Raw genomic sequence first — 15,554 nt, forward strand, 5'->3', positions numbered from 1 at the left:
CGCCAACGCCCCTGCATGGCCCACCCGACCAGCCTCTGACAGTTTCCGTGGGCGTCCAGCCACGGAAGAAAGAAAGAAAAGCAAAAGCGGGTCGCTTCGCTGCGCTTGCTCTGGTGACGACCAACGGTCGTCACCCACCACAAGCAAGACACGTGTCGACCAAGGTCGACACCCACCAACAGCAGTCAGCAGTCAGCAGTCAGCAGTCAGCAGTGCAGTACGCAGTCCCCGCAGATCGCGGGAACCTGTCGAAGGCGGGGTGGCTCAGGTTGCGGGGGCGTGAGCGCCATGGATGGCGCGATCGAGGCTACATGGACGTACTTGCGCCGTCCCCCGCAACCTGACCCACCCCGCCTCCCCTCAGGAAGCCAGCTTTTGGACGTTGCTGTTGAAGTTGCCGGCCAGCGGCCGGCACTACCGCGGGTGCAGGGCGCAGCCCTGCAAACAAACCCCACCCTCAGTAGCGGGGCCGGCCTTCTTCCAGCACCTGGCGCAGGAACGGCACGGTGATCCGCCGCTTCGCCGCCAGCGACTCGCGGTCCAGCCAGTCCAGCAGCGTGATCAACCCACCCAGTTCGCGCCCGGTATGCGACAGCAGCCACTCGATGGATGCCTCGTCGATCGCCAGGCCGCGTCGCAGCGCGCGTTCGCGCAGCACCGCTGCCCGCCCCTCCTCATCCAGCGGCTGCAGCAGCACGCGCACGCACTGGCCCAGCCGTGAACGCAGGTCCGGCAGCACCAGGCCCAGCGCTTCCGGGGCCTTCTGCGCCGTGTACAGCACGGTCACGCCTGCAGCGCGCGCGCGGTTGTGGAAATCGAACAGCGCGATCTCGTCGTCGCGGTTGCCGGCAACCTCGTCCAGGCCGTCCAGCGCCACCAGCTCACGCGCCTCCAGCCCATCCAGCGCCGCACGCACGCGGCCGGCGGCACTGGCCAGCGGCACATAGGTCGGCAGGCGCCCTGCCTGCTCGGCGCTGGAACACATCGCCAGCGCCTGGTGGGTCTTGCCCGTGCCCGCCGCACCTTCCAGGTAGACCCAATCGTGGCTGGCACCCACCGCGATCGCGCGCAGCTGCGCCAGCGCGCCATCCGGCGCGCCGATGAAGGTCTCCAGGCGCTGGTCCCGCGGGTAATGCAGGGCCAGCGGCAGTTGCGGCACACCCATCACTTCAGGTCGGGGCCTTTTTCGTTCGGAACGATGATATGGGGCGCATCGACCACGCCGTCAAGCACGATTGCCGGCTTCTCGCCCACGTACAGCTCGCTCTGGCGGTAACGCTGGTGCGCGTAGCGCAGCAGCACGTTGGTCACCGCCGCCACCGGCAGCGCCAGCAGCATGCCGAGGAAGCCGAACAGCTGGCCGCCGGCCATCACCGCGAAGATCACCGCCACCGGGTGCAGGCCGATCTTGTCGCCGACGATGCGCGGGGTCAGTACGTAGCTCTCCAGCAGCTGGCCCACGGTGAACACCACGCCGACCAGGATCAGCAGCTTCAGGTCGAAGCCCTGTGCCTGCACCAGCGCGGCGATCACCGCCATCAGCACGCCGGTGGTCGCGCCCAGGTACGGGATGAAACTGATCAGACCGGCAATCAGGCCGATCAGCAGGCCCAGCTTGAGGCCGACCAGCGACAGGCCGCCGGCATAGATCACGCCCAGTGCCAGCATCACCAGGAACTGGCCGCGGATGAACGCACCCAGCACCTCGTTGGACTCACGCGCCAACGCGCTGATGGTGCCAATGTGGTTGCGCGGAATCACCGACGCCACGCGCTCGACCAGCTTGTCCCAATCACGCAGGAAGTAGAACGCCAGGATCGGCAGCAACAGGATGTTGACCACCCAGGTCACCATCGCGAAGCCGGAGCGCGATACGTAGCCCATGAACGTGGTGGCGAAGCCGCCGGCCTGCTGCCAGTGGCTGCGCACCCATTCGATCAGGCGGTCCGGGTCCAGCCACTGCATCACTTCCAGGCCGGTTTTCTGCTCGAACCAGGGAATCCCCTTCTCCATCAGCCACGCCTGTGCCTGCGGGGCAACCGCGATCAGGGTGGTGATCTGGCGCTCGATCATCGGTACCAGCACCAGCAGCAGCGCCACGATCACCAGCACCATCGCCGCAAACACCAGCACTACGCCGGTCATGCGCGAGCGGCCGGTGGCCTCGATGCGGTCCACCAGCGGGTCACCCAGCCAGGCCAGCGCCAGCGCCAGCACGAACGGGGTCAGGATCGGCGCCAGCAGCCACACCACCCAGCCGATCAGGCCGGCGAACAGGATGTATTTCAGGCGGCGCAGGAACTGCGCGATTTCCGCTTCCGGGGTCAGAGTCATCGCAGGCGGTACTCGTTGCTGACCGGGGCGGCCACCGGGGTACCGGTGGTGTCGTCGATCGGAGCGGGCAGGGCCGGCAGCGGAGCGCTCGGCGCCAGCACGCCGTTGTCGCCCAGCATGCGGTTGAAGCCGGCCAGGCCGGTGGTCATCTCCAGGTTCAGCTCCAGCTGGCCAGCCGAGGCATGCAGGGGGGTGACATTGCGCACCACCGGCACCTCGCGCAGGCCGGCGGCCAGACGCAGGTAGTCGTCGGCGCTGTTGATGCCGGTGACCACCACACGGTAGGTCCCGGCCTGACCGACGGCGGCGCCGGCCTTGGCATAGCGTTTGACCAGCGCATCGGCGGCGCCGTCGGCACCGGCCGCCATCGCGCGCATGGCGTTGGCGTCCTTGCTGGTCCACTTGTTCAGTTCACGGCCGTTGTCGACGAACACCCAGTCCGCCTGCCAGCCGCCATTGGCGCGGTACAACTTGCCGATCAGCTGCATCGGCGGCGAGTAGCGCGAGGAGGCACGGGCCACGGCGGCACTGTCCTGGCGCCAGATCGCACCCGCCAGCGCCTGTTCGGCGGCGCCACCACTGGGCAGGCCCAGCTTGTAGCCGCGCTCGATGGCGCGGTTCAGCAACGGCCGGGCGGCGTTGGCCTGCTGCACGCTGACCAGGCGCGGGCCACTGCCATCGTCGACGGCCAGCCACAGCACCGGCTTCGGTCGCGGCTGCGGCCACAGCGGCAGGCCCAGCGCCGACACCAGCGAGTCGACATCATCCTCGCGGAAGCGGGCCACCAGCAGGGTACGGAAGCTGGGGGCGCCACTGGCGCCCACGCTCTGGTCCTGCTTGTAGTCGTAGCTGGCCACGTAGTCCTTGGCGTTGCGCAGCGCCTGCACCACGCCGGGGCGGGACATCACGCTGCGGTCGCCGGACAGCTTGCCCAGTACCACGCTCAGGGCGCGGGCCAGGGCGCCGTTGCGATCGGCCTCGGCTTGGCTGTTGACGGGCACTTCGGCCTCGTACGCGCCACTGGCGGTGGCGACATCACCCTCGGTGCGAAGGCCGCTCTGGGCCATCGTGGCCACCGGCAGGCTCAGCGCAAGGAGCAGGGTCAGAATCAGGCTGCGGCGCATCAGGACATCCATTGGCTCGACGTATCCGGGGGAATTGTTGCCCGAATACGGCCTTTGCGCCAATGCGGCCTGTTAAAATCGCCCGTTCAACCCCTGCCAGCGCCGACGCCCGTGACCAACACCCCGTCTTCCGCCCCCTCCCCCCTCACCTACCGTGACGCGGGGGTCGACATCGACGCCGGCAATGCGCTGGTCGAGCGGATCAAGCCCCTGGTCAAGCGCAGCTTCCGCCCGGAAGTGATGGGCGGCCTGGGTGGCTTCGGTGCCCTGTTCGACCTGTCCAACAAGTACCGCGAGCCGGTGCTGGTGTCGGGTACCGACGGCGTGGGCACCAAGCTGAAGCTGGCCCACCAGCTGAACCGCCACGATACGATCGGCATCGACCTGGTCGCCATGTGCGTGAACGACGTGCTGGTGCAGGGCGCCGAACCGCTGTTCTTCCTGGACTACTTCGCCACCGGCAAGCTGGACATCGACACCGCCGCAGCGGTCGTGGGCGGCATCGCCAACGGCTGCACCGAGGCCGGCTGTGCGCTGATCGGCGGCGAAACCGCTGAAATGCCCGACATGTACGCCCCCGGCGAATACGACCTGGCCGGCTTCACGGTCGCCGCGGTGGAGAAGAGCGAGCTGAAGGACGGCGCCAGCGTGGCCGCCGGCGACGTGCTGATCGGCATCGCCTCCTCCGGCCCGCACTCCAACGGCTACTCGCTGGTGCGCCGCATCTACGACCGCGCCGGTCGCCCGGCCGATCTGGAGCTGGAAGGCGGCGTGAAGCTGGTCGATGCGCTGATGGCACCGACCCGCCTCTATGTGAAGCCGATCCTGTCGCTGCTGAAGTCGCACGGCGAGGCCATCCATGGCATGGCCCACATCACCGGCGGCGGCCTGACCGAGAACATCATCCGCGTAGTGCCCGACGGCCTCGGCCTGGACATCCAGGCGTCGTCATGGACCCTGCCGCCGGTGTTCCGGTGGCTGCAGAAGGAAGGCGCGGTGGCCGACAGCGAGATGTGGCGCACCTTCAACTGCGGCATCGGCTTCGTGCTGATCGTCGCAGCGGACCAGGTGGCTGCCGTTTCCGATGCAGTCAAGGCGCAGGGCCTGGAGCACTGGACCATCGGCCAGGTGGTCACCGCCGAAGGCGCCGAACGCGTCCACATCGGCTGACGCCGGCAACCCAGGAGCCCCGCATGGACGCAACGCCCCCTTTGTCGCCCGCCCCCGTGCCGCCGCCGCTGGCGACGGTACCGCCGTTCAGCGCGCAGGATGCCGACCACCTGCGCATGCTGGCCATCGCACACTACGTGGTCGGTGGCCTGATCGTGCTGTTCTCGCTGATCTTCATCCTGCACATCGTGATCGGCATCGCCGCGTTGACCGGCAGCCTGCCGATGAAGTCCGGCGGCGAGCCCTCCTCGCTGGAGGAACAGCGCCTGATGGGCTGGGTGTTCACCGTTCTCGGCTGCGTCGTCGTGTTCGGTGGCATCACGCTGGGCGCGTTCGTGGCCTATGCCGGCCGCTGCCTGTCCCGCCGCCGTCGCCATCTGCTGTGCCTGATCGCGGCTGGCCTGGCCTGCCTGTTCACGCCGGTCGGCACGGTGCTGGGGGTGTTCAGCCTGATCACCCTGCTGCGCCCGCAGGTCAAGGCCGCCTTCGACCTTCCCGCCGCGACCGCATGACCGCCTCCGGCAATCCACCGCCGCTGCCGCATCAGACCCTGGCGCAGCTGCAGCTGACCAGCCATCTGCAGACACTGAGAGTGCTGTTCTACGCCCTGGCCGGTTTCCACTGGGTCGCCGCGGTGGCGTTCCTCGGCCTCAGCGGCTGGGTGGCCCAGTCGCGCGGGTTGGAGCATGCCTGGATGCTGGCCACGGTCTATGCGTCCATCGCCGTGCTGGCCGCCGTGCTGGGGTTCGTGCAGCTGCACACCGCGCGCCAGCTGTCACATCGCACCGGGCTGGCCTGGTGCCAGCGCGCGGCGTGGCTGGGCGTGCTGGCTGGACCACTGGGCATGGCGTTGGCCGCTTATGCCTGGGTGTTCCTGTCCAAGCCGGAGATGGCTGCGCTGTTCGACCGCGGTGATCACCTCAGTGCCTGAACCTGCCGGCAGACGCCGCGCCCTATCCTGATCGATTTCCCATGTCCGCGCCTGTCCTCCCGACGTCTGCTTCGCCCACCACCCGCCGCTTCCCGGGCCCGAAGAAGTGGGCTTTCGCCGCCGTACTGGCGGTGTTCGCGATCAGCTGGATCCACCCGCTGTGGCCCATCGAGCAGGCCCTGCACAGCACGCTGACCGTGGTCGGTCTGGCCGCCCTGCTGTGGGTCGACCGCCGCGGCGGCTGGCTGGGCAACGGCGCCTTCATCGCCATCTGCGGCTTCATCGCCCTGCACTGCGTGGCGGCGCGCTGGCTGTATTCCAACGTGCCCTACGACGCCTGGGCGCAGATGCTGACCGGCTGGTCGCCGAATGCGGCCTTCGGCTGGCAGCGCAACCATTTCGACCGCCTCATCCACTTCCTGTTCGGCGTCTGCTTCACCCCCGCACTGCTGCAGCTGGCCCGTCATGCGTGGCCGGCGCTGCGCCTGGGCCAGGCCTTCACCCTGGCGGTGATGACGGTGATGTGTGCCAGCCTGGTCTACGAATGGTTCGAATGGGCCATCGCGCTGGCGCTGTCGCCGGATGCCGCCGAAGCCTACAACGGCCAGCAGGGTGACATGTGGGATGCGCATGCCGACATGCTGATGGCGACCGTCGGCAGCCTGCTGACCTGGCCTCTGATCCGCCGGAGTTCCCTGCAATGACCGCCCCAACCCGCATCGCTGTGCTCGCCTCGGGCCGCGGCAGCAACCTGCAGGCCATCCTCGACGCGATCGGCAGCGGCCGCCTGCCGGCCGAGGTGGTCGGCGTGTTCTCCGACCGCCCCGCCGCAGAGGCCCTGCTGCGTGTCGATGCCGGCCTGCGCTGGGCGCATGCACCGAAGGAATTCAGCGACCGCGCCAGCTACGAGCAGGCGCTCGGCGATGCGCTTGCCGCGGTACAGCCGGACTGGATCGTCTGTGCCGGCTACATGCGCATCCTTGGTCCGGCCTTCGTGCAGCGTTTCGATGGCCGCCTGGTCAACATCCACCCGTCGCTGCTGCCGCTGCACAAGGGCCTGGACACCCACGCGCGGGCGCTGCAGGCCGGTGACGCCGAGCATGGCGCCAGCGTGCACCTGGTGGTCCCCGAACTGGATGCCGGCGCGGTCCTGGCGCAGGCCCGCGTGCCGGTGCGGCCCGGCGACGACGCGCAGGCGCTGGCCGCACGCGTGCTTGCGGTGGAGCATCCGCTGCTGATCGCCACACTGCAGCTGCTGTGCGAAGGCCGCCTGGCTGAACGGGAGGGTCAGCCCTGGCTGGACGGTCACCCCCTGTTTAGCCCCTTGGCCCTAGATTCCGCCGGAAACCTGAACCGGTAACGCTCTTGCACACGCCCCGCTGACTGCGGGGCTGGCATCCTGCTCCCTCCCGCGGTTCCTGTCCTCCATGAAGACCACGACGCTGCTGTCCACTTCACTGCTGTTGTCGCTTGCCGTGCTTCCCGCTGTGGGCTGGGGCCAGGCGCAGCCGCCTGCGGCTTCCCCGCCGCCCACACCCGCTGCGCTGCCACCGAACGAGCCCAGTGTGCCGCTGTTGCCGGCACTGGCCTGGGAGCCGCCGCCGCTGCAGCCGTTCACAGCCACCTACCAGGCCTTCTACAAGGGCAAGGAAGCGGGTGATGCCAGCATGCAGGTCACCCACACCGGCGGCAGCCAGTGGCGCGTGGACATGCAGGTGGTCGGCCGCCGCGGCTTTGCCAGCGTGCTCGGCCTGAACATCGAGCAGAGCACGGTGTTCGAGGAGCGCAGTGGCGTCTACGCACCGCTCAGCCAGAGCACGGTGCGCAAGGGCCTGTTCCTGGGCAAGAAGGCCGTGGGCACTTACAACTGGCAGGCCGGCACCGCGCAATGGACCGGCGACGTCAAGAAGGAGCGCGCGCAGCCGATCCCGCTGCGGGCCGGCGACCAGAGCGCGCTGCTGATCAATCTGGCGATCATGCGCGATGCGCGTCCGGGCGCCACCATGCATTACCGCTACGTGGACATGGGCAAGGTCCGAGAACACGACTACCAGGCCGCGCCGCAGACCGAGAACGTCGAGGTCGGCGACCTGTCCTACAACGCGCTGCGGGTCTACCGGACCAACGGTGGCAGAAACGAAACCATTCTCTGGATCGCCAACGGTGTCCCCACCCCGGTGCGCATCCTGCAACGCGAAGACGGCGAAGACCGCGTCGACCTGCGCCTGATCGAATACCAAGGAGTCTGAGCATGAATACCCTGACCCGCCCCCTCACCTGGATCGCAGCCGCTGCCCTGACCGTGGCCAGCCTGCCGGCCATGGCGCTGGAACCGTTCAAGGCGGATTACCTGGCCAGCTACATGGGCATGCAGGCCAACGGCACCATGACCCTGGCCAGCGAAGGCAGCAACAAATGGCGCTACAGCCTGCAGGTGAAGAACCAGCTGGCCGACCTCAGCCAGAGCACGGTGTTCGAGGAAGTGCGTGGCCAGCTGCGTCCGCTCAGCAGCCAGGACCGTTCGGCGCTGCTGGTGAAGAAGCGCAACGTGCAGGCCAACTACAACTGGACCAGCAACCAGGCCACCTGGACCGGCGACATCAAGCCGGACCGTGCGGGCCCCATCGCGCTGAAAGCAGGCGACATGGACGCGCTGCTGATCAACCTGGCGATCGCCCGTGACCTGGCCGCCGGCAAGCCGCTGACCTATCGCATGGTGGACGAAGGCCGGATCAAGAACATGACCTACCGCGTGATCGGCAAGGAATCGATCACCGTGGCCGGCAAGAGTTACGAGGCGACCAAGGTCTCGCGCGCCGACGGCAACAAGGAGCTGATCGCCTGGATCGTGCCGGACTTCCCGGTGCCGGCGCGCATGCTGCAGCGTGAGAGCGGCCGCGATGCGCTGGACCTGACCATCAAGGCGATGAACTGAGTGCCGGGGTCGGATCCCATCCCCTCGGGGATGGGCTCTGACCCCGGTTGTGTGGCTGGGGTCGGAGCCCTTTCCGATGGAAAGGGCTCCGACCCCGGGCCCCGCGAAAAGAAAACGCCCGCTTTCGCGGGCGTTTTTTTTACTTCTTTTCCTCGGCCGCCGCCGGCTTGAACTCGGTGCGGCAGTCCACGCGGATCTGCTCGCCGGTGCTGCGCCAGACAAAGGTGCGGCAGTGACGGTTGCCGTCCTGGCTGTCGTTCACCGCGACCGCATAGAACGACTCGATGATTTCATCACGCGAGACCGTGCCGTCGCCGTTCCAGTCCATGTCCTTCTGCTCGATGCCCTGGGTGATGGCGATGTTGGCGTACCAGGCATAGCCCAGCCACGCCAGCACGATCAGCACCAGGGCCAGCAGCGCCTTGCGACGCGGGCTGAACTTGCCGCGCAGGATCATGGCACGCGCCGGATGGTGGCGCCGAGCGAAGACAGCTTCTCTTCGATGTTCTCGTAGCCACGATCAAGGTGGTAGATGCGGTCGATGGTGGTATCGCCGCTGGCCATCAGGCCGGCCAGGATCAGCGAGGCCGACGCTCGCAGGTCGGTCGCCATCACCGGTGCGCCGCTCAGGTGCTCGCTGCCACGCACGATGGCGGTGTGGCCTTCAACCTGGATGTCCGCGCCCAGGCGCAGCAGTTCGTTGACGTGCATGAAACGGTTCTCGAAGATCGTTTCGTTGATCACGCCCACGCCGTCAGCCACGCAGTTGAGTGCCATGAACTGCGCCTGCATGTCGGTCGGGAATGCCGGGTACGGCGCGGTGGTCAGGTTGACCGCCTTCGGCCGCCGGCCCTGCATGTCCAGGGTGATGCTGTCGTCGGTGGTCTCGATCTTCGCACCGGCCTCGACCAGCTTGGACAGCACCGCGTCCATGGTGTTCGGGCGCGCACGGTTGACGGTGACCTTGCCACCGGTCATCGCCGCGGCCACCAGGAAGGTGCCGGTCTCGATGCGGTCGGGCAGCACTTCGTGGCGGCCACCGGACAGGCGCTCGACGCCCTCGATCACCAGGCGGGCGGTGCCCAGGCCTTCGATCTTCGCGCCCAACGCGATCAGGCAGTGCGCCAGGTCGGTCACTTCCGGTTCCATCGCGCAGTTGTCGAGGACGGTGGTCCCTTCAGCCAGCACCGCGCCCATCAGCACGTTCTCGGTGCCGGTGACGCTGACCATGTCGAAGGTGAAGTGGCCACCCTTCAGGCGCTTGGCGCTGGCCTTGATGAAGCCGTTCTCGACCACGATCTCGGCGCCCAGCGCCTGCAGGCCCTTGATGTGCTGGTCGACCGGTCGCGAGCCGATCGCGCAGCCGCCCGGCAGCGACACTTCGGCGGCGCCGAAGCGGGCCAGCAGCGGGCCCAGCACCAGGATCGAGGCGCGCATGGTCTTGACCAGCTCATACGGTGCGACGTGCTGGTTGACCGGACGCGGGTCGACCACGATCGCGCTGCCGCGCGACAGCGTGCCCTGGTCGATGGTGACCTTGGCGCCCAGCTCGCCAAGCAGCTTCACCGTGGTGACCACGTCGTGCAGGTGCGGCACGTTGGTGATCTCCACCGGCTCATCGGCCAGCAGGGTCGCGCAGAGAATGGGGAGGACGGCGTTCTTGGCGCCGGAGATGCTCACTTCACCGTGCAGCGCAGCGCCGCCGGTCACAACGATCTTGGCCATGTATTCGGGATCTTCTGCGGTTCAGCCGGCTTCGGCCGGGGTCACGGTTTTCAGCGCCAGCGCGTGGATCGCGCCGCCCATCAGGTCGCCCAGGGTGGCATACACCATGCGGTGGCGGGCCAGCGGCATCTTGCCGGCAAAGGCCTCGCAGACCACGGTCGCTTCGAAATGCACGCCATCGTCGCCCTGCACGTCGGCGCGGGCGCCGGGCAGGCCGGTTTCGATCAGATTGCGGATGGTGTCGGCGTCCAACGGGCTTTCCTAATAAAATGTGGGTCCATTCTACTTCCGCTGCGTGGCGTCCGCATGGCCGAATCCCTGTTGCCCCCCCGTTCCGTCGACCCTGCCGGCCTGGTTGCCAGTGGCCGCCGCGTGTTCGAGATCGAGCGGCAGGCCCTGGATGCCGTGGCCGACCGCCTCGGCGAGGCCTTCCAGCAGGCCTGCCAGGCGATCCTGGCCAGCCGCGGGCGGGTGGTTGCCACCGGCATGGGCAAGTCCGGGCATATCGCGCGCAAGATCGCCGCCACCCTGGCCTCTACCGGTACGCCGGCGTTCTACGTGCACCCCGGTGAAGCCGGCCACGGCGACCTGGGCATGATCACCGAGGACGACGTCGTGCTGGCCCTGTCCTACTCGGGCGAATCGGACGAGGTGCTGATGCTGCTGCCGGTGCTCAAGCGCCAGGGCAACCTGCTGATCTCCATGACCGGCCGCCCGCAGTCCAGCCTGGCCACCGCCGCCGACATCCATCTGGACGTGAGCGTGCCGGCCGAGGCCTGCCCGCTGGCGCTGGCACCCACTTCCAGCACCACCGCCTCGCTGGCGATGGGCGATGCACTGGCCGTGGCCCTGCTCGATGCACGTGGCTTCACCGCCGATGACTTCGCCCGCTCGCACCCGGCCGGCAGCCTCGGCCGTCGCCTGCTGCTGCACATCACCGACGTCATGCACACCGGCGACGACCTGCCCAGCGTGGGCGCCGACGCCAGCCTCAGCGAGGCGCTGGTGGAAATGAGCCGCAAGCGGCTGGGCATGACCGCCGTGGTTGACGCCGACGGCGTGCTGATCGGGCTGTTCACCGACGGCGACCTGCGCCGTGCGCTGGACAGCGCGCTGGATGTGCGCACGGCGAAGATCGCCGACGTGATGACCCGCAACCCGCGCACCATCGGCGCCGACCAGCTGGCGGTCGAGGCCGCCCGCCTGATGGAGACCCACAAGATCACCGGCCTGATCGTGGTTGATGGCCAGGGCCGCGCGGTTGGCGCGCTGAACATTCATGACCTGTTGCGGGCCCGGGTGGTTTAACCGACAGTCCGTAGACCCCATTCAGTCTGTAACGCCGCACCCGCCCATAACGAGCCTGCCGCCCTGATGCCCTGGTCCCCCCTGCCCGCCTTCCCCGCCCACCTGCATGCCGCTGCGGCCCAGATCCGCCTGGCCTGCTTCGACGTGGACGGCACCCTCACCGACGGTCGGCTGTACTACGACAAGGACGGCAACGAGAGCAAGGCGTACTTCGTGCAGGATGGCCTGGGCCTGAAACTGCTGCAGCAGCACGGTATCCACCCCGTGCTGATCACCGCGCGCAACAGCCAGTCCGCGCTCAAGCGCGGCGCCGACCTCGGCATCGACACCCAGATCGCCGTGGGCGACAAGCTGGCCAGCGTGCAGGCGCTGTGTGCGCAGCACGGGATCGGCCTGGAACAGGTGGCGTTCATGGGCGATGACCTGCCCGATCTGGCGCCGCTGGGTGCGGTCGGCCTTGCGGTGGCCCCGGCCAATGCCCATCCGTGGATCGCCGAACGCGTGCATTGGCAGACCCGCGCCGAGGGTGGCCGTGGCGCCGCGCGCGAGCTGTGCGACATCCTGCTGGCCGCCCAGGGCCGCGCGGATGCGGTGCTGGCGAGGTTTGGCGCATGAACCTGCCCACCTTGAACTGGCGCACCGTGCTCGGCATCAGCCTGCTGCTGGCCGCCCTGCTGAGCAGCTGGGCGGCGCTGCGCAACCGCGACAAGGGTCCAGCCACGGGGGGCCAGGAAATCGGTGTGGATTACATCCTGCATGACTTCCAGATCGTCGCCCTGGATGAGCACGGCAAGGAATCGACCACCCTGCGCGCACCGCGGCTGGAGCGCCAGCGCGGCGACCAGACCATCAACATTGCCACCCCGCTGTTCGAGATGCCGGACAAGGATGGCAAGCACTGGACGCTGCGTGCCGAGACCGGCTGGCTCAGCGCCAAGGGCGACGAGATGAAGCTGCGCGGCAAGGTTGCCGGCGACAGCCCGGCGGGCCCGGGCGTGGTGCCGACCACCTTCCGCACCGACCACCTGGACGTGTTCCCGAAGGAGAACCGCGCCCGTACCGACGCCCTGGTGACCATGACCCGCCCGGGCATGGAACAGTCCGGCGTCGGCTTCGAAGTGGATTCGAAGAACAACACGTATCATTTCCTCAGCCAGTCCAAGGGCCGTTACACGCCCAGACGCTGATTCCGCCGCCAGCCCGCGACGTCTCCGGACAGGCGCAGGGCCGGCAGCCCCACCCTCCGCCCCCGGCCCGCCCGGCAGGCCCCCACCGGTAGAACGGACCCCGATGAAGATTCCCTTTGCCGCCGTACTCGCGCTCGGTCTTCTTGTCCCCAGCGCCGCCTTCGCCAAGTCCACCGACCGCAACGAAGACATGCACATCGATTCCGGCGCCCAGTCCGGCATGCTCACCGGCGACGGCAAGACCGTTCTGTCGCAGGGCGTGATCATCACCCAGGGCACGCTGGACCTGCGTTCGTCCGAGGCCGAGATCTACCTCAAGGACGGCGAGGCCGTGCGCGTGGTCTTCACCGGCAAGCAGGCCAAGATGAAGCAGCAGCTTGATGACGGCACCTGGATGGATGCGCTTGCTGATCGCATCGACTACGACATCAAGACCGAGATCATCACCCTGACCGGCAACTACAAGGTCACCAGCGCGCGCGGCACCAATGCCGGCCAGCGCATGGTCTACAACACCCGCACCGGCGAGATGAACTCCGGTGGTGACGGCAGCCGCGTGCGTACCGTCATCCCGCCGAAGAACAAGACCCCGGCCGCGCCTGCGGCACAGCCCAAGGCCACCACGCCGGCACAGCCGGCCGGGAGCAGGAAGTAATGCTCGTCGCCAAGGGCCTGCGCAAAAAGTACAAGCAGCGCGAAGTGGTCAAGGACTTCGGGCTGACCCTCGATGCGGGTGAAGTGGTCGGCCTGCTCGGCCCCAACGGTGCCGGCAAGACCACCTGTTTCTACATGATCGTCGGTCTGGTGGCCGCCGATGCCGGCAGCATCGTGCTCGACGGCAAGGACATCACCGGCGACCCGATGTACACCCGCGCCAAGCAGGGGGTGGGCTACCTGCCGCAGGAACCGTCGGTGTTTCGCAAGCTTACCGTGGCCGACAACATCCGCCTGGTGCTGGAACTGCGCGAGGACCTGGACTCGGCCGGCCGCGAGCGCGAACTGAACGGCCTGCTCGACGAACTGCAGCTGGGCCATGTCGCCGACCAGCTCGGCGCCAGCCTGTCCGGTGGCGAACGCCGCCGCTGCGAGATCGCCCGCGCACTGGCCGCACAACCGCGCCTGATCCTGCTCGACGAACCGTTCGCCGGTGTCGACCCGATTTCGGTCGGCGAGATCCAGCGCATCGTCACCCACCTCAAGCAGCGTGGCATCGGCGTGCTGATCACCGACCACAACGTGCGCGAGACCTTGGGTATCTGCGACCGCGCGTATATCCTCGCCGAGGGCAGCGTGCTGGCCCAGGGTTCGCCGGAGGCGATCCTGGACAACGCCGATGTACGCCGCGTCTACCTCGGGGATTCCTTCAAGCTGTGAAGCAGTCGCCGGGGCCCTTTCCTTCCTTTCGGCACAGGCATGAAGACTCGGCTGCAGACATCGTTGGGACAGCAACTGGTGCTCACGCCCCAGTTGCAGCAGGCGATCAAGCTGCTGCAGATGTCGGCCACCGAACTGGAGCTGGAGATCGCGCAGGCAGTGGAAAGCAACCCACTGCTGGACTGGGCCGACAGCAACGACAGCAGCGCCGCCAATGAAGGCAGCGATGGCAACGACAACGAAGCGCCTGCAGAGCGCAGCGATGAGGGCGACGACTGGGCGCCGACCGAACTGGACTGGACGACGACCGGCAGCGGTGGCAGCTTCGATGATGACGACGACAATGGCAGCGCTGCCGAGCGCGTAGCCGAAACCGAAACACTGGCCGACCATCTGCTGTGGCAGCTGCATCTGTCGCATCTGTCCTCGCGTGATCGCAGCATCGGTGCCGCACTGATCGATGCACTGGACGACGACGGTTACCTGCGCGAACCGCTGGCCACCATCGCTGAAACCCTGTTGCCGGCGATCCACGCCGACGATGACGAGATCCTCGCCGTGCTGCATCGCATCCAGCGCTTCGATCCGGTGGGTGTGGCCGCACGCACGCTGGGCGAATGCCTGCTGCTGCAGCTGGATGTGCTGGCCGGCGACACGCCCGGCCTGCTCCTGGCGCGACAGATTGCCGCAGGACCCCTGGAACGTTTGCCGCGCAGCGGCGTCGCCGGGCTCGCCCATGAGTTGAAGCTGCCGCTGGACGAGGTCGAGACTGCCGTGGCGCTGCTGCGCTCGCTGGACCCGCGCCCGGGCACGCAGATCGCGCCGCTGTCGCAGGACACCTACGTGGTGCCGGATGTGGTGGTGTGGCGGCAGAACGGCGTATGGCGCGCAGCGCTGGCCGCGCATGCCGGGCCGAAGGTTGTGATCCACCGCGGCTACGAACAGCTGATCCGACGTTGTGGCGACGCCGATGCCGGCTACCTGCGTGCCCAGCTGCAGGAAGCGCGCTGGCTGCTGAAAGGGCTGCAGCAGCGTGGTGACACCCTGCTGCGCGTCGTGCGCAGCCTGATCCTGCAGCAGGCCGGCTTCCTCGAATTCGGCGAGCAGGCGCTGCGTCCACTGACCCTGCGCGAGATCGCCGCCGAGCTCGGCCTGCACGAATCCACGGTCTCGCGCGCGATCGCCCGCAAGCACGTGCGTACCCCGCGAGGCACCCTGCCGCTGCGCGCCTTCTTCGCCTCGGGCATCGATACCGAGAGCGGTGGCGAGGCGTCCAGCACCGCCATCCAGGCGATGATCCGGCGCCTGATCGACGACGAGAACCCGCGCAAGCCGCTTTCTGACGCCAAGCTGGCTGACCTGCTCAAATCGTCGGGAATTCCAGTAGCGCGACGCACCGTGGCGAAGTATCGTGAGGCCATGAACATTTCCGCCTCGCACGAAAGGGTCAGAATCGCTTGACGCGC

19 protein-coding genes are annotated in these 15,554 nt (G+C 67.9%); 13 read left to right on the forward strand and 6 right to left on the reverse strand.

The annotated features are described in order from the left end of the window. Positions 1–457: 457 nt before the first annotated feature. The 3 genes from hda to AC5P68_RS09430 are packed head-to-tail and all read right to left on the reverse strand — an operon-like array spanning position 458 to position 3,470. On the reverse strand, positions 458–1,165 hold the full coding sequence (gene hda, locus AC5P68_RS09420; RefSeq protein WP_005408408.1) for a DnaA regulatory inactivator Hda: 708 nt from the start codon (positions 1,163–1,165) through the stop codon (positions 458–460). Further along, positions 1,165–2,334: an AI-2E family transporter gene (locus AC5P68_RS09425; protein ID WP_005408407.1), complete on the reverse strand. Its 1,170-nt coding sequence runs from the start codon at positions 2,332–2,334 to the stop codon at positions 1,165–1,167. Before AC5P68_RS09425 ends, hda begins: the two co-directional genes overlap by 1 nt. After that, positions 2,331–3,470 (reverse strand): DUF2066 domain-containing protein, encoded by a 1,140-nt coding sequence (locus tag AC5P68_RS09430; RefSeq protein WP_005412509.1) that lies wholly within the window; start codon positions 3,468–3,470, stop codon positions 2,331–2,333. The genes AC5P68_RS09425 and AC5P68_RS09430 overlap by 4 nt, the downstream gene beginning before the upstream one ends. Before the next feature lie 99 nt (positions 3,471–3,569). Between AC5P68_RS09430 and purM the strand changes: the two genes are divergently transcribed. The 7 genes from purM (at position 3,570) to AC5P68_RS09465 (ending at position 8,494) form a co-directional block, all read left to right on the forward strand. Further along, positions 3,570–4,628 (forward strand): phosphoribosylformylglycinamidine cyclo-ligase, encoded by a 1,059-nt coding sequence (gene purM / locus AC5P68_RS09435; protein WP_049452378.1) that lies wholly within the window; start codon positions 3,570–3,572, stop codon positions 4,626–4,628. Positions 4,629–4,651: 23 nt separating this feature from the next. Beyond that, a complete protein-coding gene (locus AC5P68_RS09440; RefSeq protein WP_005408404.1) occupies positions 4,652–5,140 on the forward strand; it encodes a hypothetical protein in 489 nt (162 codons plus the stop codon). Continuing rightward, the gene (locus tag AC5P68_RS09445) at positions 5,137–5,559 is read left to right on the forward strand and encodes a hypothetical protein (protein ID WP_043034200.1); all 423 of its coding nucleotides are present in this window, start codon (positions 5,137–5,139) and stop codon (positions 5,557–5,559) included. Before AC5P68_RS09440 ends, AC5P68_RS09445 begins: the two co-directional genes overlap by 4 nt. A gap of 41 nt (positions 5,560–5,600) precedes the next feature. After that, the gene (locus AC5P68_RS09450; RefSeq protein WP_043034201.1) at positions 5,601–6,263 is read left to right on the forward strand and encodes a DUF2238 domain-containing protein; all 663 of its coding nucleotides are present in this window, start codon (positions 5,601–5,603) and stop codon (positions 6,261–6,263) included. Next, complete coding sequence (purN, locus tag AC5P68_RS09455) at positions 6,260–6,919, forward strand: phosphoribosylglycinamide formyltransferase (RefSeq protein WP_005412505.1); 660 nt, start codon at positions 6,260–6,262, stop codon at positions 6,917–6,919. Before AC5P68_RS09450 ends, purN begins: the two co-directional genes overlap by 4 nt. A 67-nt stretch (positions 6,920–6,986) precedes the next feature. Then, positions 6,987–7,808 carry a DUF3108 domain-containing protein gene (locus AC5P68_RS09460; protein WP_005412504.1) on the forward strand — a complete coding sequence of 274 codons (822 nt, stop codon included), beginning with the start codon at positions 6,987–6,989 and terminating at the stop codon, positions 7,806–7,808. Between the two features lie 2 nt (positions 7,809–7,810). After that, positions 7,811–8,494 carry a DUF3108 domain-containing protein gene (locus AC5P68_RS09465; RefSeq protein ID WP_005408399.1) on the forward strand — a complete coding sequence of 228 codons (684 nt, stop codon included), beginning with the start codon at positions 7,811–7,813 and terminating at the stop codon, positions 8,492–8,494. 139 nt (positions 8,495–8,633) lie between these two features. On the opposite strand, the gene AC5P68_RS09470 is transcribed toward AC5P68_RS09465, so the two are convergent. Genes AC5P68_RS09470 through AC5P68_RS09480 form a run of 3 tightly spaced genes read right to left on the reverse strand, consistent with a single transcriptional unit; the run spans position 8,634 to position 10,471 of the window. Beyond that, entirely contained in the window at positions 8,634–8,951 is a 318-nt protein-coding gene (locus tag AC5P68_RS09470; RefSeq protein ID WP_032957609.1) for a hypothetical protein, read from the reverse strand. After that, the gene (murA, locus tag AC5P68_RS09475; protein WP_005408397.1) at positions 8,948–10,219 is read right to left on the reverse strand and encodes a UDP-N-acetylglucosamine 1-carboxyvinyltransferase; all 1,272 of its coding nucleotides are present in this window, start codon (positions 10,217–10,219) and stop codon (positions 8,948–8,950) included. The genes AC5P68_RS09470 and murA overlap by 4 nt, the downstream gene beginning before the upstream one ends. Positions 10,220–10,240: 21 nt before the next feature. Continuing rightward, entirely contained in the window at positions 10,241–10,471 is a 231-nt protein-coding gene (locus AC5P68_RS09480; RefSeq protein WP_005408396.1) for a BolA family protein, read from the reverse strand. 54 nt (positions 10,472–10,525) lie between these two features. Here AC5P68_RS09480 and AC5P68_RS09485 point away from each other — a divergent pair, with 54 nt between their 5' ends. The 6 genes from AC5P68_RS09485 (at position 10,526) to AC5P68_RS09510 (ending at position 15,549) form a co-directional block, all read left to right on the forward strand. Next, entirely contained in the window at positions 10,526–11,527 is a 1,002-nt protein-coding gene (locus AC5P68_RS09485) for a KpsF/GutQ family sugar-phosphate isomerase (RefSeq protein WP_033835544.1), read from the forward strand. Positions 11,528–11,593: 66 nt separating this feature from the next. Next, positions 11,594–12,142 carry a KdsC family phosphatase gene (locus AC5P68_RS09490; RefSeq protein WP_005408394.1) on the forward strand — a complete coding sequence of 183 codons (549 nt, stop codon included), beginning with the start codon at positions 11,594–11,596 and terminating at the stop codon, positions 12,140–12,142. After that, entirely contained in the window at positions 12,139–12,714 is a 576-nt protein-coding gene (gene lptC / locus AC5P68_RS09495; RefSeq protein WP_012479345.1) for an LPS export ABC transporter periplasmic protein LptC, read from the forward strand. The genes AC5P68_RS09490 and lptC overlap by 4 nt, the downstream gene beginning before the upstream one ends. A gap of 103 nt (positions 12,715–12,817) precedes the next feature. Then, the gene (gene lptA, locus AC5P68_RS09500; RefSeq protein WP_005408392.1) at positions 12,818–13,369 is read left to right on the forward strand and encodes a lipopolysaccharide transport periplasmic protein LptA; all 552 of its coding nucleotides are present in this window, start codon (positions 12,818–12,820) and stop codon (positions 13,367–13,369) included. Continuing rightward, the gene (gene lptB / locus AC5P68_RS09505) at positions 13,369–14,088 is read left to right on the forward strand and encodes an LPS export ABC transporter ATP-binding protein (RefSeq protein ID WP_005408391.1); all 720 of its coding nucleotides are present in this window, start codon (positions 13,369–13,371) and stop codon (positions 14,086–14,088) included. Before lptA ends, lptB begins: the two co-directional genes overlap by 1 nt. Positions 14,089–14,127: 39 nt before the next feature. Then, positions 14,128–15,549, forward strand: coding sequence for an RNA polymerase factor sigma-54 (locus tag AC5P68_RS09510; RefSeq protein ID WP_033835542.1), 1,422 nt, complete (start codon positions 14,128–14,130; stop codon positions 15,547–15,549). The last annotated feature ends 5 nt before the right edge of the window (positions 15,550–15,554 follow it).

It is taken from the genome of Stenotrophomonas sp. YJH_SMC_58, assembly GCF_059369635.1.

What these genes read in the sequence shown, in the direction of transcription:
- hda (WP_005408408.1), bottom strand. Translation starts at nt 1,165, where the DNA reads ATGGGTGTGCCGCAACTGCCGCTGGCCCTGCATTACCCGCGGGACCAG.
- AC5P68_RS09425 (WP_005408407.1), bottom strand. Translation starts at nt 2,334, where the DNA reads ATGACTCTGACCCCGGAAGCGGAAATCGCGCAGTTCCTGCGCCGCCTG.
- AC5P68_RS09430 (WP_005412509.1), bottom strand. Translation starts at nt 3,470, where the DNA reads ATGGATGTCCTGATGCGCCGCAGCCTGATTCTGACCCTGCTCCTTGCG.
- AC5P68_RS09440 (WP_005408404.1), top strand. Translation starts at nt 4,652, where the DNA reads ATGGACGCAACGCCCCCTTTGTCGCCCGCCCCCGTGCCGCCGCCGCTG.
- AC5P68_RS09445 (WP_043034200.1), top strand. Translation starts at nt 5,137, where the DNA reads ATGACCGCCTCCGGCAATCCACCGCCGCTGCCGCATCAGACCCTGGCG.
- AC5P68_RS09450 (WP_043034201.1), top strand. Translation starts at nt 5,601, where the DNA reads ATGTCCGCGCCTGTCCTCCCGACGTCTGCTTCGCCCACCACCCGCCGC.
- purN (WP_005412505.1), top strand. Translation starts at nt 6,260, where the DNA reads ATGACCGCCCCAACCCGCATCGCTGTGCTCGCCTCGGGCCGCGGCAGC.
- AC5P68_RS09460 (WP_005412504.1), top strand. Translation starts at nt 6,987, where the DNA reads ATGAAGACCACGACGCTGCTGTCCACTTCACTGCTGTTGTCGCTTGCC.
- AC5P68_RS09465 (WP_005408399.1), top strand. Translation starts at nt 7,811, where the DNA reads ATGAATACCCTGACCCGCCCCCTCACCTGGATCGCAGCCGCTGCCCTG.
- AC5P68_RS09470 (WP_032957609.1), bottom strand. Translation starts at nt 8,951, where the DNA reads ATGATCCTGCGCGGCAAGTTCAGCCCGCGTCGCAAGGCGCTGCTGGCC.
- murA (WP_005408397.1), bottom strand. Translation starts at nt 10,219, where the DNA reads ATGGCCAAGATCGTTGTGACCGGCGGCGCTGCGCTGCACGGTGAAGTG.
- AC5P68_RS09485 (WP_033835544.1), top strand. Translation starts at nt 10,526, where the DNA reads ATGGCCGAATCCCTGTTGCCCCCCCGTTCCGTCGACCCTGCCGGCCTG.
- AC5P68_RS09490 (WP_005408394.1), top strand. Translation starts at nt 11,594, where the DNA reads ATGCCCTGGTCCCCCCTGCCCGCCTTCCCCGCCCACCTGCATGCCGCT.
- lptC (WP_012479345.1), top strand. Translation starts at nt 12,139, where the DNA reads ATGAACCTGCCCACCTTGAACTGGCGCACCGTGCTCGGCATCAGCCTG.
- lptA (WP_005408392.1), top strand. Translation starts at nt 12,818, where the DNA reads ATGAAGATTCCCTTTGCCGCCGTACTCGCGCTCGGTCTTCTTGTCCCC.
- lptB (WP_005408391.1), top strand. Translation starts at nt 13,369, where the DNA reads ATGCTCGTCGCCAAGGGCCTGCGCAAAAAGTACAAGCAGCGCGAAGTG.
- AC5P68_RS09510 (WP_033835542.1), top strand. Translation starts at nt 14,128, where the DNA reads ATGAAGACTCGGCTGCAGACATCGTTGGGACAGCAACTGGTGCTCACG.